Origin of the sequence: Saccharopolyspora hordei (genome assembly GCF_013410345.1) — a bacterium.
Taxonomy (GTDB): domain Bacteria; phylum Actinomycetota; class Actinomycetes; order Mycobacteriales; family Pseudonocardiaceae; genus Saccharopolyspora; species Saccharopolyspora hordei.
In genome coordinates, this window is record NZ_JACCFJ010000001.1 from 4,382,501 (window position 1) to 4,408,228 (window position 25,728).

At 73.5% G+C, this 25,728-nt stretch carries 26 protein-coding genes (1 of these 26 running past the window's edge); 6 read left to right on the forward strand and 20 right to left on the reverse strand.

The features are described from left to right. The 11 genes in view from tyrS to argC are tightly spaced (at most 53 nt apart) and all read right to left on the reverse strand, a layout consistent with a single transcriptional unit that may run on beyond the window. Positions 1-911: the 5' portion of a tyrosine--tRNA ligase gene (tyrS, locus tag HNR68_RS20060; protein ID WP_179723311.1), read on the reverse strand. It extends 364 nt beyond the left edge of the window; 911 of the gene's 1,275 nt are visible here — the first part of the coding sequence; it begins with the start codon at positions 909-911; its stop codon lies off the left edge, out of view. A gap of 33 nt (positions 912-944) precedes the next feature. After that, positions 945-1,568, reverse strand: coding sequence for a DNA-3-methyladenine glycosylase (locus HNR68_RS20065; protein ID WP_179723312.1), 624 nt, complete (start codon positions 1,566-1,568; stop codon positions 945-947). A 34-nt stretch (positions 1,569-1,602) separates the two neighbouring features. Beyond that, a complete protein-coding gene (gene argH / locus HNR68_RS20070) occupies positions 1,603-3,024 on the reverse strand; it encodes an argininosuccinate lyase (protein ID WP_179723313.1) in 1,422 nt (473 codons plus the stop codon). A 53-nt stretch (positions 3,025-3,077) separates the two neighbouring features. Continuing rightward, positions 3,078-4,118 carry an argininosuccinate synthase domain-containing protein gene (locus HNR68_RS20075; protein WP_179723314.1) on the reverse strand — a complete coding sequence of 347 codons (1,041 nt, stop codon included), beginning with the start codon at positions 4,116-4,118 and terminating at the stop codon, positions 3,078-3,080. 52 nt (positions 4,119-4,170) lie between these two features. Continuing rightward, positions 4,171-4,686: an arginine repressor gene (locus HNR68_RS20080; protein WP_179723315.1), complete on the reverse strand. Its 516-nt coding sequence runs from the start codon at positions 4,684-4,686 to the stop codon at positions 4,171-4,173. Next, entirely contained in the window at positions 4,683-5,609 is a 927-nt protein-coding gene (gene argF, locus HNR68_RS20085) for an ornithine carbamoyltransferase (protein WP_179723316.1), read from the reverse strand. Before argF ends, HNR68_RS20080 begins: the two co-directional genes overlap by 4 nt. Then, the gene (locus HNR68_RS20090) at positions 5,609-6,799 is read right to left on the reverse strand and encodes an acetylornithine transaminase (RefSeq protein ID WP_179723317.1); all 1,191 of its coding nucleotides are present in this window, start codon (positions 6,797-6,799) and stop codon (positions 5,609-5,611) included. The genes argF and HNR68_RS20090 overlap by 1 nt, the downstream gene beginning before the upstream one ends. Beyond that, positions 6,799-7,710 carry an acetylglutamate kinase gene (gene argB, locus HNR68_RS20095; RefSeq protein ID WP_179723318.1) on the reverse strand — a complete coding sequence of 304 codons (912 nt, stop codon included), beginning with the start codon at positions 7,708-7,710 and terminating at the stop codon, positions 6,799-6,801. The genes HNR68_RS20090 and argB overlap by 1 nt, the downstream gene beginning before the upstream one ends. Next, entirely contained in the window at positions 7,707-8,867 is a 1,161-nt protein-coding gene (argJ, locus tag HNR68_RS20100; protein WP_179723319.1) for a bifunctional glutamate N-acetyltransferase/amino-acid acetyltransferase ArgJ, read from the reverse strand. The genes argB and argJ overlap by 4 nt, the downstream gene beginning before the upstream one ends. After that, positions 8,864-9,274, reverse strand: coding sequence for an ACT domain-containing protein (locus HNR68_RS20105; protein WP_179723320.1), 411 nt, complete (start codon positions 9,272-9,274; stop codon positions 8,864-8,866). Before HNR68_RS20105 ends, argJ begins: the two co-directional genes overlap by 4 nt. Continuing rightward, the gene (gene argC, locus HNR68_RS20110; protein WP_179723321.1) at positions 9,271-10,299 is read right to left on the reverse strand and encodes an N-acetyl-gamma-glutamyl-phosphate reductase; all 1,029 of its coding nucleotides are present in this window, start codon (positions 10,297-10,299) and stop codon (positions 9,271-9,273) included. The genes HNR68_RS20105 and argC overlap by 4 nt, the downstream gene beginning before the upstream one ends. A gap of 116 nt (positions 10,300-10,415) precedes the next feature. Here argC and HNR68_RS20115 point away from each other — a divergent pair, with 116 nt between their 5' ends. Further along, the gene (locus HNR68_RS20115; RefSeq protein ID WP_179723322.1) at positions 10,416-11,000 is read left to right on the forward strand and encodes a GNAT family N-acetyltransferase; all 585 of its coding nucleotides are present in this window, start codon (positions 10,416-10,418) and stop codon (positions 10,998-11,000) included. Then, positions 10,997-11,431, forward strand: coding sequence for a VOC family protein (locus HNR68_RS20120; RefSeq protein WP_179723323.1), 435 nt, complete (start codon positions 10,997-10,999; stop codon positions 11,429-11,431). The genes HNR68_RS20115 and HNR68_RS20120 overlap by 4 nt, the downstream gene beginning before the upstream one ends. A 226-nt stretch (positions 11,432-11,657) precedes the next feature. On the opposite strand, the gene HNR68_RS20125 is transcribed toward HNR68_RS20120, so the two are convergent. After that, on the reverse strand, positions 11,658-13,049 hold the full coding sequence (locus HNR68_RS20125; RefSeq protein WP_179723324.1) for an FAD-binding protein: 1,392 nt from the start codon (positions 13,047-13,049) through the stop codon (positions 11,658-11,660). Between the two features lie 426 nt (positions 13,050-13,475). Here HNR68_RS20125 and HNR68_RS20130 point away from each other — a divergent pair, with 426 nt between their 5' ends. Further along, a complete protein-coding gene (locus HNR68_RS20130) occupies positions 13,476-13,985 on the forward strand; it encodes a GNAT family N-acetyltransferase (RefSeq protein ID WP_179723325.1) in 510 nt (169 codons plus the stop codon). Between the two features lie 4 nt (positions 13,986-13,989). Here the strand turns inward: HNR68_RS20130 and HNR68_RS20135 are convergent, their stop codons facing one another. Continuing rightward, the gene (locus tag HNR68_RS20135) at positions 13,990-14,844 is read right to left on the reverse strand and encodes a hypothetical protein (RefSeq protein WP_179723326.1); all 855 of its coding nucleotides are present in this window, start codon (positions 14,842-14,844) and stop codon (positions 13,990-13,992) included. A 121-nt stretch (positions 14,845-14,965) separates the two neighbouring features. Here HNR68_RS20135 and HNR68_RS26950 point away from each other — a divergent pair, with 121 nt between their 5' ends. The 3 genes from HNR68_RS26950 (at position 14,966) to fmdA (ending at position 17,454) form a co-directional block, all read left to right on the forward strand. Further along, positions 14,966-15,433: a hypothetical protein gene (locus HNR68_RS26950; protein WP_246330498.1), complete on the forward strand. Its 468-nt coding sequence runs from the start codon at positions 14,966-14,968 to the stop codon at positions 15,431-15,433. 514 nt (positions 15,434-15,947) lie between these two features. Continuing rightward, positions 15,948-16,172, forward strand: coding sequence for an FmdB family zinc ribbon protein (locus HNR68_RS20145; protein ID WP_179723328.1), 225 nt, complete (start codon positions 15,948-15,950; stop codon positions 16,170-16,172). 37 nt (positions 16,173-16,209) lie between these two features. Next, the gene (gene fmdA / locus HNR68_RS20150; RefSeq protein WP_179723329.1) at positions 16,210-17,454 is read left to right on the forward strand and encodes a formamidase; all 1,245 of its coding nucleotides are present in this window, start codon (positions 16,210-16,212) and stop codon (positions 17,452-17,454) included. Positions 17,455-17,504: 50 nt separating this feature from the next. On the opposite strand, the gene HNR68_RS20155 is transcribed toward fmdA, so the two are convergent. From HNR68_RS20155 to rplT, 7 genes are all read right to left on the reverse strand, one after another. After that, positions 17,505-17,660 carry a hypothetical protein gene (locus tag HNR68_RS20155; RefSeq protein WP_179723330.1) on the reverse strand — a complete coding sequence of 52 codons (156 nt, stop codon included), beginning with the start codon at positions 17,658-17,660 and terminating at the stop codon, positions 17,505-17,507. Beyond that, positions 17,657-18,910 carry an NAD(P)/FAD-dependent oxidoreductase gene (locus HNR68_RS20160; RefSeq protein WP_179723331.1) on the reverse strand — a complete coding sequence of 418 codons (1,254 nt, stop codon included), beginning with the start codon at positions 18,908-18,910 and terminating at the stop codon, positions 17,657-17,659. The genes HNR68_RS20155 and HNR68_RS20160 overlap by 4 nt, the downstream gene beginning before the upstream one ends. Positions 18,911-19,013: 103 nt before the next feature. Continuing rightward, positions 19,014-20,525, reverse strand: a complete 1,512-nt coding sequence (locus tag HNR68_RS20165) for a helix-turn-helix domain-containing protein (RefSeq protein WP_179723332.1) — start codon at positions 20,523-20,525, stop codon at positions 19,014-19,016. A gap of 109 nt (positions 20,526-20,634) precedes the next feature. Further along, the gene (pheT, locus tag HNR68_RS20170; RefSeq protein WP_179723333.1) at positions 20,635-23,127 is read right to left on the reverse strand and encodes a phenylalanine--tRNA ligase subunit beta; all 2,493 of its coding nucleotides are present in this window, start codon (positions 23,125-23,127) and stop codon (positions 20,635-20,637) included. Positions 23,128-23,227: 100 nt separating this feature from the next. Then, positions 23,228-24,289 (reverse strand): phenylalanine--tRNA ligase subunit alpha, encoded by a 1,062-nt coding sequence (pheS, locus tag HNR68_RS20175; protein WP_179723334.1) that lies wholly within the window; start codon positions 24,287-24,289, stop codon positions 23,228-23,230. Positions 24,290-24,503: 214 nt separating this feature from the next. After that, positions 24,504-25,358 carry a TrmH family RNA methyltransferase gene (locus HNR68_RS20180; protein ID WP_218889512.1) on the reverse strand — a complete coding sequence of 285 codons (855 nt, stop codon included), beginning with the start codon at positions 25,356-25,358 and terminating at the stop codon, positions 24,504-24,506. Continuing rightward, positions 25,355-25,723, reverse strand: a complete 369-nt coding sequence (rplT, locus tag HNR68_RS20185) for a 50S ribosomal protein L20 (RefSeq protein WP_179723335.1) — start codon at positions 25,721-25,723, stop codon at positions 25,355-25,357. Before rplT ends, HNR68_RS20180 begins: the two co-directional genes overlap by 4 nt. Between the last annotated feature and the right edge of the window lie 5 nt (positions 25,724-25,728).

Sequence of the window (25,728 nt, forward strand, 5' to 3'; positions counted from 1 at the left end):
AGCTCCTCGGCGAGCCGCTTCTGGGCCGCGCGCAGCTGCGGCTTCTCCGCGGTGGTGCGCTCCAGCTCGGCGATCTCCTCCTGGCTGAGGAAGGTGAACAGCCGCAGGTACCGGATGACGTCGGCGTCGGCCGAGTTCACGAAGTACTGGTACCAGGCGTACGGCGTGGTCATCGTCGGGTCGAGCCAGACGTTGCCGCCGCCGGTGGACTTGCCGAACTTGCGTCCCTCCGAGTCGGTCACCAGCGGCAGGGTCAGCGCGTGCGCCGTGGCGCCCTCCTGCTTCCGGACCAGGTCGACCCCGGCGATGATGTTGCCCCACTGGTCGGAGCCGCCGAGCTGCAGCCGCGTGCCGTACTTGCGGTACAGCTGCACGTAGTCGTTGGCCTGCAGGAGCATGTAGCTGAACTCGGTGTAGGAGATGCCGTCGGTCTCCAGCCGGCGCTTGACGGTCTCCCTGGCCAGCATGGTGTTGACCGAGAAGTGCTTGCCGACGTCCCGCAGGAACGCGGTGACCGACAGGTCAGCGGTCCAGTGCGCGTTGTTCTCCATGACCGCCCCGGTCGGCGAGTCGTCGAAGTCGACGAACGCGGACAGCTGGGTGCGGATCTTCTCGGTCCACTCCTGCACGGTGTCCTCGTCGTGCAGGTTGCGCTCGCCGACGTCGCGCGGGTCGCCGATCAGACCGGTCGCGCCACCGGCCAGCACCACCGGGCGGTGGCCGGCCTGCTGGAAGCGGCGCAGCGTCAGGATCGGGATCAGGTGCCCGGCGTGCAGGCTGGGCCCGGTCGGGTCGAAACCGGCGTAGAGGGTGAGCGGCCCCTGGTCGAGTTCCCGTCGCAGCGAGTCGAGGTCAGTGGATTGCGCGATCAGGCCGCGCCAGGTCAGCTCGTCGAGGATGTTCGCACTCACGCCTGCCAGTCTCGCGCATGCCACCAACCGGGTTCACGCCCGGGCCTGCGCCCGGCGCCGCGTGCCGCGCCGGTAGGTGCTCACCGCCGGCGAGCCGTCCACCCAGGTCCGCCACGGCAGGTCCATGGCCGCGGCCACGCCGACGCGCGGCCCGCTGCGGACGTCGTCCTCGGCGACCGGTGTGCCGCTGAACAACCGGATCGGGGAATCCGGGTCGGTGAGGTCGAGGCCGTTGTGCTCGCGGGTGATGCCGAGCACGCCGGCCAGCCGGGCCGGGCCGCTGGCGAGCTGGACGTCCTTGCGGACCGCCGGACGCCGGCTGCGCGCGAGCTCGAGGCCGGTGGTGATCTCCCCGGCGCGGAGCAGGACCGCGCCGGGGACGCCGTCGGTGAGGCACACCACGTTGATGCAGAAGTGCAGCCCGTAGACGAAGTACACGTACAGGTGCCCGGCGGGGCCGAACATCACCGCGTTGCGCTCCGTCCGGCCCCGGTAGCAGTGCGACGCCGGGTCGTCCATGCCGCGGTAGGCCTCCACCTCGACCAGGCGCACGCCGACCTCGCCCTCGGGGCTCGTGGAGCGCAGCTCGCAGCCGAGGAGCCGTCGAGCCACCCACAGCGGGTCGAGGGCGAGTTCGTCACGCGTCACTTGGTGCACGGCACAGACAGTACCGGTCGTGACCGGATGGTGATCAATCGGACAGCCAGTCGCGATGTTCGCGCACCGCCGCGACGACCCGCTCGCGCTGCTCGGCGACGCGGGCCGGGGCGGTGCCGCCGTGCGCGTCGCGGGAGGCGATCGAGCCCTCGACGGTGAGCACCTCCCGCACCTGCGGGGTCAGCGCCGGGTGGGCGGCGGCCAGCTCCTCGTCGGTCAGCTCCTCCAGGCCGACGCCGCGGGCCTCGGCGGTGCGCACGCACGCCCCGGACGCCTCGTGCGCCACCCGGAACGGCACGCCCTGGCGGACCAGCCACTCGGCGATGTCGGTGGCCAGGGTGAAGCCGGCCGGGGCGAGTGCGGCGAGCCGGTCGGTGTGGAAGGTCAGCGTGCCGAGCATCCCCGCCATCGCCGGGAGCAGCAGCTCCAGCTGCTCGACGGAGTCGAAGACCGGTTCCTTGTCCTCCTGCAGGTCGCGGTTGTAGGCCAGCGGCTGTGCCTTGAGCGTGGCCAGCAGGCCGCTGAGGTTGCCGATGAGCCGGCCGGACTTGCCGCGGGCGAGTTCGGCGACGTCGGGGTTCTTCTTCTGCGGCATGATCGAGCTGCCGGTGGCCCAGGCGTCGTCGAGCGTCACGTAGCCGAACTCGGCGGTGTTCCAGATGATCACCTCTTCGGCGATGCGGGAGAGGTTCACGCCGAGCATGGCCAAGCAGAACGCCGCTTCGGCGGCGAAGTCGCGGGAGGCCGTGCCGTCGATGGAGTTGTCCACGGCGCCGTCGAAGCCGAGCTCGTCGGCGACGGCCTGCGGGTCGAGGCCGAGCGAGGAGCCCGCCAGCGCGCCGGAGCCGTAGGGCGAGTACGCGGTGCGGGCGTCCCAGTCGCGCAGGCGCGAGACGTCGCGCAGCAGCGCCTGGCAGTGCGCGAGCAGGTGGTGCGCCAGCAGCACCGGCTGGGCGTGCTGGAGGTGGGTGCGGCCGGGCAGCACGGCGTCGGGGTAGGCGGTGGCCTGCGCGACGAGGGCGTCGACGACGTCCAGCACGCCGGAGGCGATGCGGCGGTTGGCGTCGCGCAGCCACATCCGGAACAGGGTGGCGACCTGGTCGTTGCGGGAGCGTCCGGCGCGCAGCTTGCCGCCGAGCTCCGGCCCGACCCGCTCCAGCAGGCCGCGCTCGAGGGCGGTGTGCACGTCCTCGTCGTCGACCACCGGGGTGAACGCGCCGGACTCGACGTCGGCGGCCAGCACGTCCAGGCCCTGGAGCATGCGGTCCAGCTCGTCGGAGGTGAGCAGCCCGGCGCGGTGCAGCACGCGGGCGTGGGCGCGGGATCCGGCGATGTCGTAGGGCGCCAGGCGCCAGTCGAAGTGGGTCGACAGGCTCAGCGCGGCCATCGCCTCGGCCGGGCCGGAGGCGAACCGGCCGCCCCAGAGCTTGGTGGGCTCGCTGCCTTGCTGCGTCACGGTGCTTCCTCGGTGTGCTCGTAGTTGCGGTGTGCGGGTGCCGGGGACCGGTGTCAGTGCCTCGCGAGGGTGGCCGCCCTGGCCCGGCCGCAGGGCCGGTGCGGGCCCCGCTCGGAGGAGTCGTACCAGGCCGGGAGGTCCGCGGCGCGCCAGGGCTCCTCGGCGCGGCGGTCGCGGACCGCCACGCGGCCCGCGTGCAGCACGACCCGGACCTCGCCGGAGACCTGCTGCTGGGCGTCCGCGACGAAGGCGTCGAGCGCGTCGCGGAGCGGGGAGGACCACGTGCCGTCCAGGACCAGCCCTCTCCAGCGGTGCCCGACGGTCCGCTTGAAGCCGGCCAGGTCCCGTGCCAGCGTCAGCTCTTCCAGCGCCTGGTGCGCGGCGGTCAACGTGGTCGCGCCCGGGGTCGCGCAGTGGGCACCGGGGCCGTCCTGGTGCCCGACGCCGTGGGCGCCGGCGCGGCGGTTGAGCTCCTGGAGCGCCTGCCGCACCGTGACGGTCTCGCCGTCGAGGGCCACCGGCACGCCCCGGTCGAAGGTGATGGTCAGCTCCTCGGGGTCGAGGGGCCAGTCCGGTGCGCGCCAGAGGTCCCGCGGCACGCCGGGCTCGGCGACCCGGCCCCAGACGTTCTGCCGGAGCGCGCAGCGCGCCGCGCCGGTGCCCGCCCGCCGGTCGCGCACCGGGGCGAGGACCGTCAGGTGCGGCGCCAGCGCGGCGAGGTCGGCCGCGAGGGTGTCGTCCCCCGCGCAACCGTGGGCCGCGGCGTCCGCGCCGAACCGCTCGGCGGCGACGACGAGGTGCCGGGCCACCAGCGGCCGGGCCAGCTCGGCGACCAGCGGGCACCGGCCCGCCTGCAGCGCGTGCGCCTGGAGCGCGGGCAGGCAGTGCTGCTCGGCGAACTCGTCCCGCGCGTCGACCACGAGCGCCTCGGTCGCCCCGGACTCGAGGGCGCGCCGGCGGACCGCAGCCAGGTTCTCGCCGCCCTGGCCGAGGTCGACCGTGACCGCCACGACCTCCGCGTCGGCGGCGAGCCGTGCGACGGCCGCGGACGCGTCCGGGTCGCCGGAGTAGGCGAGCACCACGCGCTCACTCATCTGCTCTGCTCCTCGGTGGTGGCGCGGACCGTGCGCCACCGGTCCGCGGACTCTACGTTCGGTTCTCCGGCGCGTCCTCGTCGACCGGCCGGGCCCCGGCTGCCATCGCGGTGAACCGCTCGCCCAGCTCGCGGCCGGTGAGCGGCTCGCGGGCGACGATCATGACCGTGTCGTCGCCCGCTATGGAGCCGACGACCTCCGGCAGCGCGGCCCGGTCGATGGCGCTGGCCAGGAACTGGGCCGCGCCCGGTGGGGTGCGCAGGACCGTCAGGTTGCCCGAGCCGTCGGCGCTGACGAGCAGCTCGCCGAGCAGGCGGCTCAGCCGCGAGGTGCCGCCCTGCACGCCGCGGACCGGGCTGCCGTCCTCGGGGATGACGTAGACCGCCGCCCCGCCGTCGGCGCCGCGCAGCTTCACCGCGCCGAGCTCGTCGAGGTCGCGGGACAGGGTCGCCTGGGTGACCTCGATGCCGTCCTCGGCGAGCAGCTTGGCCAGTTCGGTCTGGCTGCGGATCGCCTTCGACGAGACCAGTTCGACGATGCGTGCCTGGCGTGCGACTCGGTTCGTCATCGTCGCCGCACCAACCACGCGAGGAGGGCCTTCTGGGCGTGCAGGCGGTTCTCGGCCTCGTCGAACACCGCGCTGGCCGGGCCGTCGATCACCTCGTCGGTGATCTCCATGCCGCGGTGCGCGGGCAGGCAGTGCAGCACGCTGGTGCCGGTCTTGCCGGTGGCCGCCAGCAGTTCGCCGTTGACCTGGAACGGCCGGAACGGGCTGACCCGGTCCTTGCCGTCGTTCTCCTGGCCCATCGAGGTCCAGGAGTCGGTGACCAGGACGTCCGCGCCGTCGACCGCGGCCTTCGGCTCGGTGAACAGCTCGACGGAGCCGCCGGTCTCGGCGGCGCGCGCCTTGGCCGCGTCCAGCACCCAGTCCAGCGGCCGGAAGCCCTCCGGGGCACCGATGCGCACGTGCATGCCCGCGGTGACGCCGCCGACCATGAGCGAGTGCGCCATGTTGTTGGCGCCGTCCCCGAGGTAGGTCAGGGTCAGGCCGGCGAGCTTGCCGTGCCGCTCGCGGATGGTCTGCAGGTCGGCGAGCACCTGGCAGGGGTGGAACTCGTCGGTGAGCGCGTTGATCACCGGGACGCGGGAGACCGAGGCCATCGCGTCGATGCGCGCCTGCGCGAAGGTCCGCCACACGACGGCGTCGACGTAGCGGGACAGCACCCGGGAGGTGTCCTCGATGGTCTCCTCGCGGCCGAGCTGCATCATCCGCCCGTCCACGACCACCGGGTGGCCGCCGAGCTGGGCGATGCCGACCTCGAAGGACAGCCGGGTGCGGGTGGAGTTCTTCTCGAACAGCACCGCGACGGACTTGGGCCCGGCGAGCGCGTCGGAGCCGAGCGGGTCGGCCTTGAACTGGTCCGCGAGGTCGAGGACCTCGGCCTGCTCCGCGGGGCTGAGGTCGTCGTCGCGGAGGAAGTGGCGGGGCATCAGTGGTTCTCCTTGGCAGCGTCGAGCAGCGCGGGCAGGGCGGCGAGCAGTCGCTGCACCTGCTCGGACCGCACGATCAGTGGTGGGGCCAGCCGGATCGCGTTCGGCTGGACGGGGTTGAGCAGGAACCCGGCGTCCTGCCCGGCGGCGACGACCTTCGCGGCGACCGGTTCGGTCAGGCCGACGCCGATGAGCAGGCCGGCCCCGCGCACCCCGTCGACCAGCGGGTGGTCGAGCTGCTGGATGCCGGTGACGAGCTCCTTGCCGACCTGCTCGACGTGGTCGAGCAGCCCCTCGGCGGCGATGGTGTCGAGCACGGCGAGCGCGGCCGCGCAGGCCACCGGGTTGCCACCGAAGGTGGTGCCGTGCTGGCCGGGGTGCAGCAGGTCGCCGGCGGCGCCGATGCCGATGCAGGCACCGATGGGCAGGCCGCCGCCGAGGCCCTTGGCCAGGGTGATCACGTCCGGCACCACCCCGGTGCGCTGGAAGGCGAACCACGACCCGGTGCGGCCGACGCCGGTCTGCACCTCGTCGAGCACGAGCAGCGCGCCGTTGCGGGCGGTGATCTCGCGGGCCGCCTGCAGGTAGCCCTCGGGCGGGACGACCACGCCGTTCTCGCCCTGGATCGGCTCCAGGAACACCGCGGCGGTGTTGTCGTCCACTTCGGACTCCAGGGCGGACACGTCGCCGTAGGGCACGTGCACCACACCGGGCGGCATCGGCGCGAAGGGCTGCTGCTTGGTGGGCTGGCCGGTGAGCGCGAGCGCGCCCATCGTGCGGCCGTGGAACCCGCCGTGGGTGGCCACGATCTTGCCCCGGCCGGTGAGCCGCGCGATCTTGAACGCGGCCTCGTTGGCCTCGGCACCGGAGTTGCAGAACAGCACGCGGCCCTGCCCGGTCGCCCCGGCCAGGTCGAGCAACCGCTCGGCGAGCGCGAGGCCCTGCTCGTGCGCGTAGAGGTTGGAGACGTGGCCGAGCGTCCCGATCTGCTCGGTGACCGCGCGCACGACGGCGGGGTGGGCGTGGCCGAGCGCGTTGACCGCGATGCCGCTGAGGAAGTCGAGGTAGGTCGTGCCGTCGGCGTCGGTGACCTCGGCGCCCGATCCGCGGACCAGGGTCAGCTTCGGCGTGCCGTAGTTGTCCATCATGGACGCTTGCCAGCGCTGCGCGCCGGCGGCGTTGCCGGTCATCAGTTCTCCTCGGTGTTCTGCTCCGGCACGACCATGGTGCCGATGCCGGCGCTGGTGAAGACCTCCAGGAGCACGGAGTGCGCGAGGCGGCCGTCGATGACGTGCGCGCGCGGGACGCCGCCGCGGACCGCGCGCAGGCACGCCTCCATCTTCGGGACCATGCCCGAGGCCAGGGTGGGCAGGAGTTCGGCGAGCTGCCCGGCGTCGAGCCGGGACACCAGCGACGAGCGGTCCGGCCAGTTCGTGTAGAGGCCCTCGACGTCGGTGAGCACCACGAGCTTCTCGGCGCCGAGCGCCACGGCCAGCGCACCGGCCGCGGTGTCGGCGTTGACGTTGTGCACGACGCCGTCGGCGTCGGGCGCGACGGTGGAGACCACCGGGATGCGCCCGGCGCGGATCAGGTCCAGCACCGCGTCGGGGTTGACCGAGACCACGTCACCGACCAGGCCGACGTCCACCGCCTCGCCGTCGACGGTGGCGGTGCGGCGCTCGGCGGTGAACAGCCGGGCGTCCTCACCGGACATCCCGACCGCGTAGGGGCCGTGCTGGTTGATCAGGCCGACGAGCTCGCGCCCGACCTGGCCCACCAGCACCATGCGCACCACGTCCATGACCTCCGGGGAGGTCACCCGCAGCCCGCCGCGGAACTCGCCCTCCATGCCGAGGCGGTCGAGCATCGAGGTGATCTGCGGGCCGCCGCCGTGCACCACGACGGGGTGCAGGCCGGCCAGGCGCAGGAACACCATGTCGGTGGCGAAGGCCTTCTTGAGCTCGTCGTCGACCATCGCGTTGCCGCCGTACTTGATCACGATGGTGGCGCCGTGGAAGCGCTGCAACCACGGGAGCGCTTCGACCAGCACGCCGGCCTTCTCCGCGGCGGTGGCCAACCGGTCGGTGGTTCCTGGTGTCATGACGAGTAGGCGCTGTTCTCTTCGACGTAGGCGTGGGACAGGTCGGTGGTCAGGATGGTCGCGGTGTGCTCCCCGAGGTGCAGGTCCACGACGATCTCGACCTCGCGGCCGGACAGGTCGGCCTCGCTGCGGTCGCGGGCCTTCGTGCCCGCCGCGTAGAGCGTGACGCCGTTGGTGGCGATCTCGAGCTTGTCGACGTCGATCTCGGCGTCGACCCGGCCGAGCGCCATGGCGATGCGGCCCCAGTTCGGGTCGGAGCCGAAGATCGCGGTCTTCACCAGGTTGTCCTCGGCGATGGTGCGCCCGATGGCGACCGCGTCGGCTTCGCTGGCCGCGCCCCGCACCACGACGTCGATGGTCTTGGTGACGCCTTCGGCGTCGCCCTGCAACTGGCGCACCAGGTCCGTGCAGACCGAGGTCAGCAGTCCGGTGAAGTCCTCCTTGGACACCTCGACGCCGGAGGCGCCGGAGGCCAGCACCAGCACGGTGTCGTTGGTGGAGGTGCCGCCGTCGACGTCGAGCCGGTCGAAGGTGACCCGGGTGGCCGCGCGCAGCGCCTCGTCCAGGTCGTCGCCACTGATCACCGCGTCGGTGGTGAGGACGCTGAGCATGGTGGCCAGGTTCGGGGCGAGCATCCCGGCGCCCTTGGCGAAGCCGCCGACGGACCAGCCCGCCTCGTGCTCCTGGAAGGCCTGCTTGGGCTTGGTGTCGGTGGTGAGCACCGCGGTGGCGGCGTCGAGGCCGGCCTGCTCGTCGGCCGCGAGCGCCCGGGCGGCGGTGTCGACGCCGGGGAGCAGGGCGTCCATCGGCAACCGCTCCCCGATCAGGCCGGTGGAGCAGACCGCGACCTCGATGGCGCCGACGCCGAGCACCTCGGCGACCTTCTCCGCCGTGGCGTGGGTGTCCTGGAAGCCCTCCGGGCCGGTGCAGGCGTTGGCGCAACCGGAGTTGAGCACGACCGCGTGCAGCGTGCGCTCCTTGAGGACCTGCTGCGACCACAGCACGGGCGCGGCCTTGACCTTGTTGGTGGTGAACACCCCGGCTGCGGCCTGCTGCGGGCCGTCGTTGACGACGAGCGCGAGGTCGCGCTTGCTCCCGGCCTTGATCCCGGCGGCCACCCCGGCCGCCCGGAAACCGGCGGGTCCGGTCACGCTCATCTGCTCTCCTCCGTGGTCATCTCGACGGTGTGCCCGGCCGCGGTGAGCGCGTCGGCGGCCTTCCCGGCCGAGTCGGCAGGCACCAGGATCCAGTCGGTGTCGAACGTGGACAGGGTGAAGACGCTGATCCCGACGTCGGCCAGCGGGACCAGCAGCGAGGCCAGGACCCCGGTCAGCGAGAAGTCCAGTGGTCCCGCCACCTCCAGCGCCCGGAACGGGCCCTCCACCCGCACGTCGCGACCGGCTTCGGCGGCCAGCGAGTGCGGGAAGACGATGGTGCGGCCCGCGTCGGTGGTGAGGCTGCCGTGGATCGGCGCGTCACCGCCGGTCAGCGCCAGGTTGGCGTGCGCGGGGACCATGCCGACGGCCAGCAGTTCGTCGTGCAGCGCGACCGACAGGCTGGTCACGGGGCCACCCCGACCGTGGGCAGGCCGGTGGTCTCGGGCAGGCCGACCGCGAGGTTCATGCACTGCACCGCTCCCCCGGCGGTGCCCTTGGTCAGGTTGTCCTCGGCGGCGACGACGACCAGGCGGCCGGCGTCGGGGTCCACCGCCAGCTGGAGGTGGACGGTGTTCGCGCCGAGCGTGGCCGAGGTCTGCGGCCACTGCCCTTCCGGGAGCACCTGCACGAAGGGTTCGTCGCCGTAGGCGTCGCGGTAGACCTCGCGCGCGGTGTCGGCGTCGACGCCCTCCCGCAGCGGGGCGCTGCAGGTGGCGAGGATGCCGCGCGACATCGGCGCGAGCACGGGGGTGAACGAGACGGTGACCGGTTCGCCCGCGGCGGCGCTGAGGTTCTGCACGAACTCCGGGGTGTGCCGGTGCGCACCGCCCACGCCGTAGACGCTCGCCGACCCCATGACCTCGGCGGACAGCAGGTGCGGCTTGAGCGCGCGCCCGGCGCCGGAGGTGCCGGTGACCGCGACGACGACCACGTCGGGCTCGACCAGCCCGGCAGCCAGGGCCGGGGCGAGGGCCAGCGACGACACCGTGGGGAAGCAGCCCGCGACGGCGATGCGCTTGGCCCCGCGCAGGCGCTCGCGCGCGCCGGGGAGCTCGGGGACGCCGTAGGGCCAGGTGCCGGGGTGCTCGCCGCCGTACCAGCGGGCCCAGTCCTCGGGGTCGTTGAGCCGGTGGTCGGCGCCGCAGTCGATGACCACGGTGTCCTCGCCGAGCTCCGCGGCGATCGCGGCGGAGTGCCCGTGCGGCAGCGCCAGGAAGACGACGTCGTGCCCGGCCAGCTCGGCGGCCGTGGTCTCGGCCAGCACCCGGTCGGCCAGCGGCAGCAGGTTCGGGTGGTGCTGCCCCAGCGCGCTGCCGGCGTTGCCGCCCGCCGTCAGCGCCCCGATCTCCACTTCGGGGTGCGACAGCAGCAGGCGGAGCAGCTCCCCGCCCGCGTAGCCACTGGCACCGGCGACCGCGACTCGAATCGTCATGCGAATGATTATGCACCACCATGCAACGTCAATCAAACGGGCGTTCGTCACGTCCGCGGCGCGCGGGTTCACGTTGTTCGCTTGCCCAGGGTCACCGGGTCGGCTAGGAAGCTCACATGTTGCGAGGCAGCACGGTCGGGCTCCGGGCCCGCCACGAAGCGGACGTCCCGGTCCTGCGCACCGGGCTCTACGACGACGTGGTCACCGGCTCGCGGGCCGACGGCAGCCCGTGGCGGCCGCTCAAGCCGGGATCGGACGACCCGCGGCTCGTGGTGGACGACAAGAACGACCAGGTCGTCGGGTTCTCCGTGGTGGAGCTGGACGGCGGTGCGCTGCTCGGCACCGCGACGCTGTGGGGCATCGACAACCACCACCGGTGCGCGCACCTCGGGCTCGGCCTGCTGCCTTCCGCGCGCGGCAAGGGCCACGGCACCGACGTGGTGGCGGTGCTGTGCCACTACGGGTTCATCGTGCGGGGCCTGCACCGGCTGCAGGTCGAGACGCTGGCCGACAACACCGCGATGCTGCGCGCCGCCGAGCGCAACGGCTTCGTCCGCGAGGGTGTGCTGCGCTCCTCGTCCTGGGTGCTCGGCGAGTTCGTCGACGAGGTGGTGCTCGGTCTCCTCGCGCAGGAGTGGAGGGCGAGTTCGGCGCGGTCCGGGCGGGACGGGCAGCGGGAAGCACGGGCGGTGGAGGCATGACGTCGGTCAAGCAGGTCCAGATCACCTTCGACTGCGCGGAGCCCGAGCGCCTCGCCCGGTTCTGGTGCGAGGTGCTGGGGTACGTCGTCCCGCCGCCCCCGAGGGGCTTCGACTCCTGGGAGGACTTCGACCGCTCCCTGCCGCCGGACCAGCAGGGCCGGGCGTTCGCCTGCGTCGACCCCGACGGCGTGGGGCCGCGGCTGTTCTTCCAGCGCGTCCCCGAGGGCAAGGTCGCCAAGAACCGGCTGCACCTCGACGTCCGGGTCGGCACCGGTCTCGTGGGCGAGGAGCGCCTCGCCGCGCTCGAGGCCGAGTGCGCCCGCCTCGTCGCGCTCGGCGCACGACGCGTGCGGCTGCTGCGCGCCGACGGGGTCAACGAGTCGTGCATGGTGATGCAGGACATCGAAGGCAACGAGTTCTGCCTCGACTGACCGCCTGCGGGGAGCCGGCACCTCGACGACGAGGTGGCGGTGACCCGCGATGAGTGGCGCGGGAGGTCACCGGTGCTCGCCCTGCCCCCCGGCGCGGCCTGGCGCACGAGCAGCCGCAGTGGTTCCGCGCGCGTGCGCCCAGTTGCTGGGCGAGGTGGAGGCGTGGGCACGCTGGCCGGGCCCCGTGAGCACGCCCGGTCGCGCGGGAGTGCTCACGGGGATCGGCTCAGGACAGGTCGATCTTCGGTGCGCTGGTGCCCGGGGACATCCCCGTGTCGGCGTGGATGCCCGGGTCCGTGAAGGAGCCGATGGAGTAGATCCGGGCGCCCTGGCGGAGGGCGTGGGCGTGCAGGTCGTGGAGGAGGCGCTTCGCCTCGTCGGCCTGCTCGTGCGTGGGGAAGTCCAGCAGGCAGTCCATGAGCCAGTACTTGTCTCCCCCGCCCTCGGGCAGCGGTGGGTTGCGGCGGCCGGCCGCGTCCACGGCGGCCCGGTCCTTGGCCGCCAGCAGCACCACGGACGTGGGGCTGACCAGCGGTTGCACCTTCGGCAGGGCAGCGGGCACGATCGCGCTCACCTGGTCGTCGGTCATGATCCAGTCCGCCCACGCCTTGGGCAGCTCGTTCCAGCCCATCTCCCGCTCGGCGTGGTCGTACATCGGGTCCGCCAGGCCCAGGACGAAGTCGATGTAGCTGCGGTCCTGGGACTCGGGTTCGCCCTCGCCGTGGCCCGCCAGCAACCGCGCGGGGTCGATCCCGCGCGCCGCGGGGTCGTAGACGTCGGCCTCCAGCCAGGCGACCTGCGCGTCCGGGTGCTTCCAGGTGAGGTGCAGCTCGTCCAGCTCCGGACGGTCGGAGAGCTCCCGCAGCGCGGCGACGGCGGCGTCGGCGGAGCTGAACCGCAACGTGTAGGTGCTCACCCGGCTCGGGGCGGGCACCAGGTCGAGCCAGAGCCGGGTGATGATGCCGTGCTGCCCGACGCCGCCGAGCACCGCGTGGTACACCTCGGCGTGGTCGTCCGCGCTGCACGACACCCGCTGCCCGTCCGGGGTGACCACCTCCATGCGGCGCACCGCCGCGCCGAACACCCCGGTGCGCACGTTGGCGCTCCAGCCGCCGACCGCGGCGAACCCGCCGGCCGTCAGGGTGGTGCGCCCCGGGTAGCCGGTGCTGACGCGCGCCCGGTGCTTGTCGGCGGCGATCGCGATGTCGGTCAGCAGTGCCCCGGCGTCGACCTCGATCGTCCCGGGCTCGCCGTCGTCCCCGGGCGGGGTGATCGAGTGGACGCGGTCGAGCTGTCGCATGTCGATGGCGATCCCGTCCGCGACCAGCGCCTGCCCGCCGACCGTGTGGTGGTTGCCCTGCGCAGCGCACGGGATCGCGTGCTGGTGCGCGAAGCGCACGACGGCCTCCACGTCCCGTGCCCCGGCCGGGCGCAGGACCGCACCCGGCAGGGCTTCCACCACGCCGCCCCGGTCCTTGCCTGCGGCCTCGCGGGCGTCGGCGGCCACGACGAGCTCGCCCCCGTCGGGGAGCTCGGGTGCCGGGATCCAGTCGGGGGAGCCGTCGTGCGGCCCCCAGGTCGATGTCCGCGTGTTGATGCCGATTCCGCCACTCGTCACAGCGTTCCCTCCCACCGACGAGCGTGATCAACGCCCACCCACTATCGCCGCTGAAGCGTGATCGCAAAAGCGTTGACAAGTTCTCGACAACCGCTCCGTCCCTGCTGGCCAGGTCGCTCGACCAGGGCGAACTCCGGACGAGCGGCCCGCGGCGAGAGCGCGTCATCGGGTCGTGAGTGCGAAGACCGGCTGGAGCCGGTGCGCGCACTCACGACCACCCGGACGGGGCGGCTCGGCGGGACGTCTGCGCAGGTGAGCGGGCTGGCGCCCGTGGTCGCACTGGAGGGGCGGCGGCTCACCCCACCCCCGTGCGAGATCGGTTCGGCTTCGGGGGATCATCGGGTGCTGATGAGGAAGTTCCCGCGCCGGCCGAGCGCTGTCGACCACCGAGCTTCGCGGCCGACTTCCGGCTGGGTGGGGCAACGGGTGCGACTGCGCGGCATCGAGCCCGCCGACCGGCGCACCCTCATCGGCTTCGACCGGGAGTCGCTGCGCGACGGCCCGCCGCAGTTCGACGGCTACCGGCACTGGGCGGCGCACCGGGCCGACCACATCGAGCCCGGCGAGGACCTCCACCTCGCGATCGAGACGCGGCACGACCGCACCCTGGTCGGGTCGCTGTCGACCAGCCAGCCGAAGCCGGGCACCTTCAGCTACGGCATCGGGATCGGCCCGCAGCACCGCCGCCGCGGCTACGCCGACGACGCGATCACCACCCTGCTGGCCTACATGTTCGGCCACCGCCGCTTCCGCAAGTGCGAGGTCGGCATCTACGGCTCCAACACCGCCTCGCTCGCCCTGCACCGCAGGCTCGGCTTCCGCGAGGAAGGCCGGCTCCACGACCCGCAGTTCCTCTGCGGAGGCGCCCAAGACCTGGTCGTGATGGGCATCACAGCGGAGGAGTTCGCCTCCCACCAGCTCTCCCGCACCCGCTGAGGCCTCACTCCCCGATCACGGGCGCGGCCCCCTGCGCGTCACTGCCGAAGAAGTCCTCGTCCGCGCCGAGCACGCTCCGGCCCTTCCTGGGGGCGTCCCCGCCGGCCGGGAGTTCCCGGTCCGGGGTGGCGCCGACCGCGTGCCCGTGGCGCTCCAGCCGCCGCGCGAGGTACCGCTGCAGCCCGACGAGGTCGAGCGATCCGTCGGGACCGGCGAACCGGTGCAGGTCATCGGCGCACGTGACGACGACGCTGGTGCCGGAGTCCCGCGCCGCGGCGGCGAACGCGTCCAGCCACGCGTGCACGGCCGTCCCGGCGGCCTCGGTGCGACACGCGACGGCGCAGTGCCGCAGCGCCTCCGGCAGCCACTGGTGCGCCGCCGAGCACAAGCGGTGGTAGAACTCCTCCACCAGCAGCGCGCGCCACTCCCAGTCGTACCAGCAGGAGTCCCCCGGCAGCCCGAGCTCCTCGCGGCGCTGCTGGAAGTGCTCGGCGAGCGCCTGGTGGTACCGGCGGAAGCGCCGGGGAGCCCGGCCGCGCTCGTAGCGCACCATGTTCTCCCGGACCACCCGGTGGTACTCCAGCTGCCCCTCGTTCTCGTGCACGAACGGGCGCTCCCGCAGCCACCGGAACAGACCCACCGCCCGGTCGGGCCCGCGCAGCACGGCCAGCACGTCCTCGTCCAGCACCCGCGGCAGCGCGGCGAGCACCGCGTCGTCCCTGCTCTCCTGCTCCGGGACGAAGTTGAGGAACCGCGCCACCGCCATCCCGGTCGGGTCGTGCACGTCGTCGTTGCCCGACTCGGCCAAGGTCGCCACCAGCAGCGGGAGCCCGCCGGAGAGCTCGAGGACCACGTCCACGAGGTCGGGGTCCCGGACGCCCTTGCGGTCCAGCAGCGTCCTGGCCTCCTCCGGGGAACGGGTCGAGCCGCCAGGTCACCATGATCGACGAGAACTCGCCCCACTCGTTGGGGTCGAGCGGGTGCTGTCCCGCGATGCCGATCACCAGGTCGAGCGGGAGGTCCCCGTAGTGCCCCCGGAGCAGGCGCAGCAGCCACGGCTCTACGACGTCGCGGGTGCGCTCGTAGTTGTCGAAGAGCACCACCAGCCGACGGTGCCGCGCGATGAGGCGCAGGTCTTCGACCAGGTGCGGGGAGAGCTCGTCGACCGGCGAGAGCAGCAACCGGACGTCGGCTTGGCTGCCGAAGCGCTTCGCGAGGTAGCCGCGGCAGTGCTCCAGCCACGCCCGGACCTGCTCCGGTGGGACCGCGTCGGCGACCGGCCCCAGGCCGGGTGCGACCGCGCGCACGGCACCGAGACCGAGCCGGATCGCCGTGGACAGCACCAGCTCGCGGGCCTCGGACGGCGCTCGGGGATCGGACAGCACGTCGTCGTGCCGCTGCTCGTACTCGGCGAGCCGCTGCGAAAGTGCCGGGTCTCCCCACCCTGACCGGCCAGCTGCCGAGCGATCGCGGCCATCACGCGCACCAGGTTCGACTCGGTGTCGTCGGTGATCGCGACCAGCGCGGAGTCCTGCAGCGAGATCTCTCGCAGCTGCCGCAGCAGGGAGGTCTTCCCGATGCCCGCCTGGCCGTGCAGGCCGAACACGAACTTGCGCTCGGACACCGGCGCCCGCAGGTTCGCGCGGAACTCCTCGCACTGCTGCCGCCGACCGACGAAATCGCTGCCCTGCCGCTGTCGCAGGACCTCCTGCAGGCTCCGAGGTCCGACCACCGGGCCATCGTGCCAGCGGACGCGCCGCCGCGGTGGCGGTTTCGCACGAGATCCACGTCCCGGCGGCCGCGTGCTCGACCTGGGCGGGTGGTGAACGGCTTGCCGGGGCGGGCCGCCAGCGCGGTCGCCGTCCACTTGACACCCCTGCCGCGCGGGCGTCCCCTCGAAGCCCTGAGGTGTCTGGCCGCGACCGGACCACACCGTCCGGGGTCTCCAGGGGGAGGGACCGCATGGCGACCTACGAGTACGACTGCCCGCGGTGCGGGCGGTTCGAGACGCACCAGGTGATCGGGACGGCGCCCGCGTCGCACGCCTGCCCGGACTGCCACCGCAGCACCCGGCGGGTCTTCTCGGCGCCGCACCTGACCAGCGTGCCCGCGCCGCTGCGCGCCGCGCTCGACCGTGCGGAGCGCAGCCGCTCGGAGCCGGACGTGGTGACCGAGGTCCCCTCCTGACCGGCCGGATCCGGCAGATCCGCGAGGAGGTGCTGCCATGCCCGACGTGGTGTTCAGCGTCGACCAGGACAAGTCGATGCGCGACCAGGCGGTTCCCGGGCACAACCGCTGGCACCCGGACATCCCGGTGGTCACCGTGGTGCGGCCGGGTCAGGAGTTCCGGGTCGAGTGCCGGGACTGGACCGACGCCCAGCTGCACAACGACGACTCGGCCGACGACGTGCGCGACGTCGACCTCGACGTCACGCACATGCTCTCCGGGCCCATCGGGGTGGAGGGCGCCGAGCCGGGCGACCTGCTGGTGGTCGACATCCTCGACCTCGGCCCCACAGCGCAGACCGGCAGCGCACCGGGCCAGGGCTGGGGCTACACCGGCATCTTCGCCAGGGACAACGGCGGGGGCTTCCTGACCGAGCAGTTCCCCGACGCCTACAAGGCGGTCTGGGACTTCCACGGCCAGCAGGCCACCTCCCGGCACCTGCCCGGCGTCCGCTACACCGGCATCACCCACCCCGGGCTGATCGGCACCGCGCCCTCCGCGGACCTGCTGGCCCGGTGGAACCGCCGCGAGCAGGCGCTCATCGACACCGACCCGGGCCGGGTGCCGCCGTACGCGCTGCCGCCCACGGTGTCCGGGGCGCTGGCCGGGCAGGCGACCGGTGCCGACGCCGAACGCATCGCCGCCGAGGGCGCGCGCACCGTCCCGGCCCGGGAGAACGGCGGCAACCAGGACATCAAGAACCTCTCCCGCGGCTCGCGGATCTTCTTCCCGGTCTTCGTGCCGGGCGCGAAGCTCTCCGTCGGCGACCTGCACTTCAGCCAGGGCGACGGCGAGATCACCTTCTGCGGCGCGATCGAGATGGGCGGGTTCATCGACCTGCACGTCGACCTGGTCAAGGACGGCATGGCGAAGTTCGGCGTGACCACCAACCCGCTGTTCATGCCGGGCAACGTCGAACCGCGGTACTCGGAGTTCCTGTCCTTCTCGGGCGTCTCGGTGGACCGCGACACCGACACCAACCACTACATGGACGCGACCACCGCCTACCGCAACGCCTGCCGCAACGCCATCGCGTACCTGGAGGCCTGGGGCTACACGGGCGAGCAGGCGTACCTGCTGCTCGGCTCGGCGCCGATCGAGGGACGCATCAGCGGCATCGTGGACATCCCCAACGCGTGCTGCACGCTCTACCTGCCCACGGCGATCTTCGACTTCGACGTCCGCCCCACGGCAGCGGGCCCCGTCGTCGCGGATCGCGGGCAGTGCGCCGTGACCTCGTGAGCCCCTGGCGGGGTTGTGGCGATGTCGCGCAGTGTCGCCACAACCCCGCTTCACCCGCCGGCTTCGCGTGGCACCACCGGTTCGGGCCGGTCCAGCGCGTACTCGGTGGCGATGCGCAGCAGCATCTCCTTCTCCACGCGCAGCAGGTGGTTCTCCCGGCGGAGCCGGTGCAGCTCTTCGCGCTCCGCGCTGGTCAGCTCGCTCATCGCAGCGGGTCGAACGGTCGCAGCAGCGCCGGGCGCTTGCCAGTGGTGATCTGCTCCGCCAGCAGCCGCCCGGTGAGCGGGCCGAGGGTCAGTCCCCACATGCCGTGCCCGCCGGCGACGTAGGTGCCGGGCACCTTGGTCGCGCCGATCAGCGGACGGCCGTCCGGTGTGACCGGGCGCCCGCCCACCCACTCGTCGCGGCGCTCCTCCCAGCGCACGCCGGTCAGCAGCGGGCGCGCCGAGCGCACGATGGCCTCGATGCGGCCGCGGTCCAGCGGCGCGTCCACCGGCCGGAACTCCATGGTGCCCGCGACCCGCAGCCCGCCCTGGTACGGCGTGCACGCCACCCGGGCGGCGGGCAGGTAGATCGGGCCCGGGACCGGCTCGTCGGTGGGCACGGTGAAGGAGTAGCCGCGCCCGGCGCGCACCGGGGTGCGCACGCCCAGCGGCTTGGCCAACGTGCTCAGCCACGCGCCGGTGGCCAGCACGACCGCCTCGCCGGAGAACCGTTCCTCCGGCTCCGACTTGACGATCACCTGGCCCCTGGTGCGCACCAGTTCCCGCACCGCGACGCCGGTGCGCAGCGTCCCACCGCGCTCGACGAACGACCGCGCGAGGGCCCGGGTGAACTCGCCGGGGTCGACGTAGCGCTGGCCCTCGACGCGCAGCACCGAGGCGATGCGGTCGGACAGCTGCGGCACCCCGGCGTCGGCGGTGGACAGCTCGGCGGTGTCGATCCGCTGGCCGCAGCTGCGGATCTGCTCGAACTCGTGCCGCAGGTCGGCGGCCTGCGCGGGGTCCTCGAAGGCGGCGGTGAGCGGTGCCCGCTCGGTCGTGGCGTCCACCCCGCCGGCCAGCAGCGCGTCGAAGGCGTCCAGGCACTCGTCGTTCATCGGCACGAAGGCCTGCATCGACCGGCGCCACGCCCGCGGCGTGCAGTGCGCGGCGAACCGCGTCAGGAACGACCACAGCCCGACGTCCAGCGACGCCGGCACGTGCAGCGGGGCGTCCGGGGCGAACAGCGTGCGCAACCCGTAGCGCAGCACCGCCGGCTCCGGCAGCGGGATGGAGAAGGCCGGTGAGAGGTAGCCGGCGTTGCCCCAGGACGAACCGGCCGCCACGTCCTGCTTGTCCACCACGGTGACGTCCACGCCGTGCTCCTGCAGGAACCACGCGGTGGACAGGCCGACCACGCCGGCCCCGACCACCACCGCTCGACGCGGAACCCCGTCGATCCCGTCCTCGCGCATGCGTCCTCCTCGATGCGGTCCTCGAGTGGAGGATGCCCCGGACGGCGGGCGCGGCCAGTGTCCGATCCGCACAAACGTCCGGGAGCCGTTTGGACGGATCCCACTACCCCACCGCGAGCGCGATGATCATCGCCAGCCGCGCGTCCGGGTCGTCCAGGTCCAGCGGGGTCAGCTCGGCCATCTTCCGCATCCGGTACCGGACCGTGTTCGGGTGGACCTCCAGCCGCGCCGCGGCCGCCCCCAGGTCGCCCTGGCACTCCAGCCACGCCCGCAGCGTCTCCACGTAGCGGGTGCCCTGCTCCTGGTCGTGGCGCCGCAGCTCCACCACCGGCCCGCGGTCCGGCCGCCGCCCCGTCGACGCGGCGTGCCGCAGGCGGCGCAGCAGGACCTCGTGCCACGCCTCGTCGTAGACCACGGCGTCCCGGTCCGACCGGGTGGCGTGGACCGCGAGGCTCTCGTCCGCCTCCCGCCTGCTGTCCACGAGCTGGTCCGGCCCGGCCGCTCCCCCGACGCCGGCGAGGATCGTGGTGTCCGACGGCAGGTCCCGCACCAGCGCGCGCACCCACGCGCGGGCGCGCTCGGCGTCGTCGTGCGGCAGCACGGTGTAGACGGTGTTGGCGAACAGCGCGCTGCGTCCCGGCCGTGACCAGCCGAACCCGATCGTCGCCCGCTCGAAGGCCAGCAGCGCGGTCTCGTCCGGCGCGGCGCCGCTGTGCACCTGCACGGCCACCACCCGGAACTGCTCGCCGCGCAGCCCGAGGCGGCTCAGCACCGCGGAGGCGTCCTCGTGCCCCTCCAGCAGGCCGATGACCAGGTCCGACTCGACCTGCCGCTCCAGGTCCGCGCTGGCCCGGGTGCGCAGCAGGTGCAGTGCGGCGGTGCGCGCGCCGCTGACCAGCGCCGCCTCGTGGGCCGGGGTGAGGGACTGCTCGGTCTCCACCCAGATCGACCCGAGCAGCTCGCGGCCGGCCCGGATCGCGACGACGACGCGCCCGTGCGAGTCCTGCGGTTCCAGCGGGGCCACGTACATCGGCTCGTCCGAGGTCTCCAGGTGCCGGAACACGCCGCGCTCGGCCAGCGTCCGCCGGATCTCCTCCGGCACCTGCCGCCCCAGGATCGTGGCCAGCCGCGCCCGGTCCGCGGTGAGCTGCCGCCGGGAGTAGGCCAGCACCCCGGACCGGTGGTCCTCGATGGTGACCGGGCCGCCCACCGAGTCGGCGAGCGCGTCGGCCAGCGCGAACAGGTCGGTCGGCCCCCGCCCGGCCTCGGTCTCCCGGCCTTCGAGCACCAGCCCGTACACGACCCCGGCCAGCTGCCCCCACGACACGGCGGGGTCGACGAGCACCACGGCCAGCCCGCGCTCCCGGGCCGTGGCGACCACCCGCTCCCCGACCGACGTCGCGCGGAACACCACCACCTCGGAGGAGGTCCGCTCGACCAGCCCCGCGTCGTCGGCGTCGACGCCGACGGCGAGCAGCACGTCCCCGGTCGCGCCCGGGTCGGCCGGGTCGAGCAGCGCCACCGACCGCAGGTCGGCGTTCCGGTCCCGCGGCGGGCTGACCAGGCGCGCACCGATGCCGCCGAGCACGTTGACCAACCGGTCCAGCTTGACCACGCCGCTCCTCCGAAGTCCCGCGCACCGCGTCCGGCCGCTGTCGTCCTGGTCAGGCCCCCGAACGCCAGCGGCCCCGTCCCGGGGAGGACGGGGCCGCTCCAGGCGCTCGTCAGGCGCGCAAGGTCGCGCCGAGGCGGTCGGCCGCGGCCTTGACCGCCGCGTCGCGGGCCTCGGTGGCCTCCTCCTGCTTCAGGGTGCGGTCCGGCGCCCGGAAGCGGAGCGCCAGGGCCAGCGACTTCTTGCCCTCGCCCAGCTGCTCGCCCTGGTAGACGTCGAACAGGCGCACGTCCTCCAGCAGGTCGCCGCCACCCTCGCGGACCGCCTCGATCAGGTCCGTGGCCGCGACCCCGGAGTCCACCACCAGCGCGACGTCCATCAGCACCGGCGGGTAGGCCGAGATCTTCGGCGCCGGGCGGCGGTCCACCAGCGGCAGCGCGTCCAGGTCCATCTCCATGGCGCAGGTCCGCTTCGGCAGGCCGAGCGCTTCGACCACCTTGGGGTGCAGCTCACCGGCGTGCCCCACCACGGTGTCGCCGACCGTCAGCTGCGCGCAGCGGCCCGGGTGCCACGGCGCCAGCTCACCGGCGCTGACCTCCAGCTCCACCCCGGCGGCCGCGGCGACCACGCGGGCGGCCTGGACGGCGTCCGCCCAGCTCGCCTCGCGGCCCTTGCCCCACCAGCCGGCGCGCTCCCACTGGCCGCCGAGCATGACCGCGACGTGCGTGGGCTGCGCGGGCAGCGCCGCCTCCAGCGCGGCGATCTCCTCGTCGCTGGGGCGCTGCGCGACGCCGACCTCCGGCACCGGCGGCTGGTCCGCAGCGGGCTGGAAGACCTGCCCGATGTGGAACAGCGCCAGGTCCCGCTGACCGCGGGCGACGTTGCGCTGCATGACCTCGGCGAGGCCGGTCAGCAGCGTGGTGGTCAGCTGCGCCCGGTCGCTCTCCAGCGCGTTGAGCACCGACATCGTGCGGCGCCGCTCGTCGTCCTCGGTGAGTCCGAACGCGTCGAACGTCTCGTCGCCGACGAACGGGAACGGCAGCACCTCGACGTAGCCCTCACCGGCCAGCGCCCGCGACACCGCGCGCTCCCGGCGCTGCGCACCGGTCAGGCCGCGGCCGGGCGGCGCGGCCGGCAGCACCGACGGGATCGTGTGGTAGCCCTCCAGCCGCAGCACCTCCTCGACCAGGTCGTAGGGCTGCGTGAGGTCCGGGCGCCAGGTCGGCGGCGTCGCGGTGACCAGGCCGACGCCCTCGTCGGAGGTGCTGACCTCGACGCGGCACCCGATCTGGCCCAGCCGACGCGCGGTCACGCCGCGCTCGTAGGACACCCCGGCGACCTTGTCCGGCAGCGCCAGCGGCATGGTCACCGGCTCCGGCTGCTTCGGCTCGCCCACGTCGGTGCGCCCCGGGGCGATGGTGCCGTCGCCGTAGCGGACCAGCAGCTGGGCGGCGAGCTCGACGGCCACCGGCGCGACCGCCGGGTCCACCTGCCGCTCGAACCGCTTGCCCGCCTCGCTGGGCAGCTTGTGGCGGCGGATGGTCCGGGCGATGCTCGCCGGGTCCCAGTTCGCCCCTTCCAGCAGCACGTCGTGCGTGTCGTGGCCGATCTCGGTGGACTCGCCGCCCATCACGCCGGCCAGCGACACCGGGCCGGAGTCGTCGGCGATGACGATGTCGTCCGGGTCCAGCTCGCGGCTCACCCCGTCCAGGGTGGTCAGCTTCTCGCCCGGCTCGGCGCGGCGCACCACGAGGTCACCGGACAGCTTGCTGGTGTCCCAGGCGTGCAGCGGCTGCCCGAGCTCCAGCATCACGTAGTTGGTGACGTCCACGGCCAGCGAGATCGAGCGGATCCCGGCCAGCGCCAGGCGGCGGCGCATCCACCACGGGGTCGGCGCCGTCGGGTCGACGCCCGTGACGCGGCGCAGCACGAAGCGCGAGCACGCGGTCGGGTCGCTGATCGCCACGGAGCGGGACGGGCGGTCGTCCTCCGGGACCGGGCGCAGGCCCGGGTCGCCGAACGGCACGTCCAGCGCGTTGGACAGCTCGCGGGCCAGGCCGCGGACCGAGAAGCAGTACCCGCGGTCCGGGGTGATCGCCAGCTCGATGACCGCGTCGTCCAGCCCGACCAGCTCGACCGCGTCGTCGCCGGGGTCGGCGGACCCGGGCGGCAGCACCAGGATGCCGTCGGCGTCCTCGCCGATGCCCAGCTCGGTGGTCGAGCAGATCATGCCCTCGCTGAGCTTGCCGTAGGTCTTGCGCGCGGTGATCTCGAAGTCGCCGGGCAGCACCGTGCCGGGCAGCGCGACCACCACGAGGTCGCCCTCCTGGAAGTTGCGGGCACCGCAGATGATGCCCTGCACCCGCGGCTCACCCGCCTCGTCCTCGCCGACCTCGACCTGGCAGTACCGGATGGGCTTCTTGAAGCCGGTGAGCTCTTCGATCTCGGCGACGCGGCCGACCACGAGCGGGCCCCGCACCTGCGTCAGGTGGGTGACCTCCTCGACCTCCAACCCGATCCGGATGAACGCTTCGGCCAGTGCCTCCGCGGTCGTCTCCTCGGGCAGCTCAAGGTGCTCGGCCAACCAGGAAACCGGAATCCGCACTTGGTCAGGCCCTTCTCTCGTTCAGGTGGGTGATGTCGGGTGTCGTACCGGGTGTCCTCGGAGCGGCCTGGCCGCTGGGCGTGTGGACCACCGGCAGACCTCAGATGCCGAACGGCAGGGTGAAGCGGACGTCGCCCTCCACCATGTCGCGCATGTCCGGGATGCCGTTGCGGAACATCAGGGTGCGCTCCAGGCCCATGCCGAAGGCGAAACCGGTGTAGACGTCGGGGTCGACGCCGCAGGCGCGCAGCACGTTCGGGTTGACCATGCCGCAGCCGCCCCACTCGACCCAGCCGGCCCCGCCCTTCTTCTCCGGGAACCAGATGTCCATCTCGGCGGACGGCTCGGTGAACGGGAAGTACGACGGGCGCAGCCGGGTCTTGGACTCCGGCCCGAACATCGACCGGGCGAAGGCGTCCAGGGTGCCCTTCAGGTGCGCCATGGTCAGGCCCTTGTCCACCGCCAGGCCCTCGACCTGCGAGAACACCGGGGTGTGCGTGGCGTCGAGCTCGTCGGTGCGGAACGTGCGGCCGGGGCACACCACGTACACCGGCAGCTCGCGGTCCAGCAGCGCACGGACCTGCGACGGCGAGGTGTGCGTGCGCAGCACCAGGCCGGAGCCCTCCGGGGCCACGTAGAAGGTGTCCTGCATGGTGCGCGCCGGGTGGTCCTTGCCGAAGTTGAGCGCGTCGAAGTTGAACCACTCGGTCTCGAGCTCGTGGCCCTCGGCCACCTCCCAGCCCATCGCCAGGAAGGTGTCCTCGATCTGCTCGGCGAGCTGGGTGATCGGGTGGCGCGCGCCGACCGGCTCGCGGTCCCAGGGCAGCGTGACGTCGACGGTCTCCTCGCGCAGCACCCGCTGGTCGCGCTCGGCTTCGAGGGTGGCGCGGCGCTCGTCGTACGCGCTCTGGATCGCCTCGCGCGCCTTGTTGACGCGCTTGCCCGCGTCGGCGCGCGCCTTGGGCGGCAGGGCGCCGATCTCGCGGCGCGCGGTCAGCAGGGGCGAGCGGTCACCGAGGTGCGCGGGCTTGACGGCGGCCAGTTCCTCGAGGTCGGCGGCCGCAGCGAAGGCCTTGCTGGCCTCGACCACCGCGCGGTCCAACGTCTCCGGCGACAGCGCGGCGACCTCTTTCGGGTCGTACTGGTCGTTGGCTCCAGACATCGTGTGTGCGTGACTCCCGTTGATCCGACAGGCATCAGCGCCCGAGCACCTCCCGGGCTGACGAACCTGCTCGTCGGCATGCGGACTCCGACCGCAAGCTAGCCCCTTGAGTCTATGCGACGGCCGCGATCCGATCTCGCGGAGATCCGGTGCGGCGCGTCGCAGCAGCGCACCCCTGACCAGCCGGATGTCGGCCGCGCCCGACCGGTGCGCGCTACCCGCTGCGGTGCTGGGCGCGCGCCGAGGCGTAGAGGCAGACCGCCGCCGCGGTGGCGAGGTTGAGGCTCTCCGCCCGGCCGTACAGCGGGACGCGGAGCGTGGTGTCCAGCTCCGCGGTCACCTCGTCGGGCAGGCCGTGCGCTTCGCTGCCGAACACCCAGGCGGTGGGGCCGTCGAGCTCGCCGGCGCGGTCGGCGGTGTCCAGGTCGTCGGTGGCGTGGCCGTCCGCGCCGACCAGGCGCAGCCCGGCCGCGCGGCAGGCGGCGAGCACCGCGCGCACGTCGCGGTCGCGGGCCACCGGGAGGTGGAACAGGCTGCCGGTGGAGGCCCGCACGGCCTTGCCGTTGTAGGCGTCGACGGTGTCCCCGGCGAACAGCACCGCCCCGGCACCGGCCGCGTCGGCGACGCGCACCACGGTGCCGGCGTTGCCCGGGTCGGCCACGCCGACCAGCACCGCGACCAGTGCCGGGCGCTCGGCGAGCGCGGCGTCCAGGTCGACGGCGGGCAGGTCGCACACCGCCACCAGGCCCTGCGGGGTGACCGTCTCCGACAGCGAGGCCGCGGCCCGCTCGGTGACCAGGTGCACCGGCACCCCGGCGGCCCGGGCGCGGTCCAGGGCCTCCTGGTGCCGGGGTTGCTCGGTGGCGAACAGCTCGCGCACCCGCAGCGAACCGGCGGTGTGCGCGGCCAGCGCCTCACCCACCGCCTGGGCCCCTTCGGCCAGGAAGGCCCCGGCCTTCTCGCGGCCCGCGCGGCGGGTGAGCTTGCGAGCGACCGCGACCCGGGACGATCGCTCCGTGAGGAGAGCCGTCCCGGGTCGCGGTGCAGCAGAGGTGCTCTCGGCGATCAGGCCGCACGCTCCGGCAGGTTCTTGCGGGCGACGTCGACCAGCGCCTCGAACGCGGTCGGGTCGTTGACCGCGAGCTCGGCCAGGATCTTGCGGTCGACCTCGACCTCGGCGGCCTTCAGGCCCTGCACGAACTTGCTGTAGGTCAGGCCGTGCTGCCGGGTCGCGGCGTTGATGCGGGTGATCCACAGCTTGCGGAAGTCACCCTTGCGCGCACGCCGGTCGCGGTAGGAGTAGGTCATCGAGTGGAGCATCTGCTCCTTGGCCTTGCGGTACAGCCGGGAGCGCTGACCGCGGTAACCGCGGGCCGACTCGAGAATGGTGCGGCGCTTCTTCTGGGCGTTGACTGCCCGCTTGACGCGTGCCACGGGGT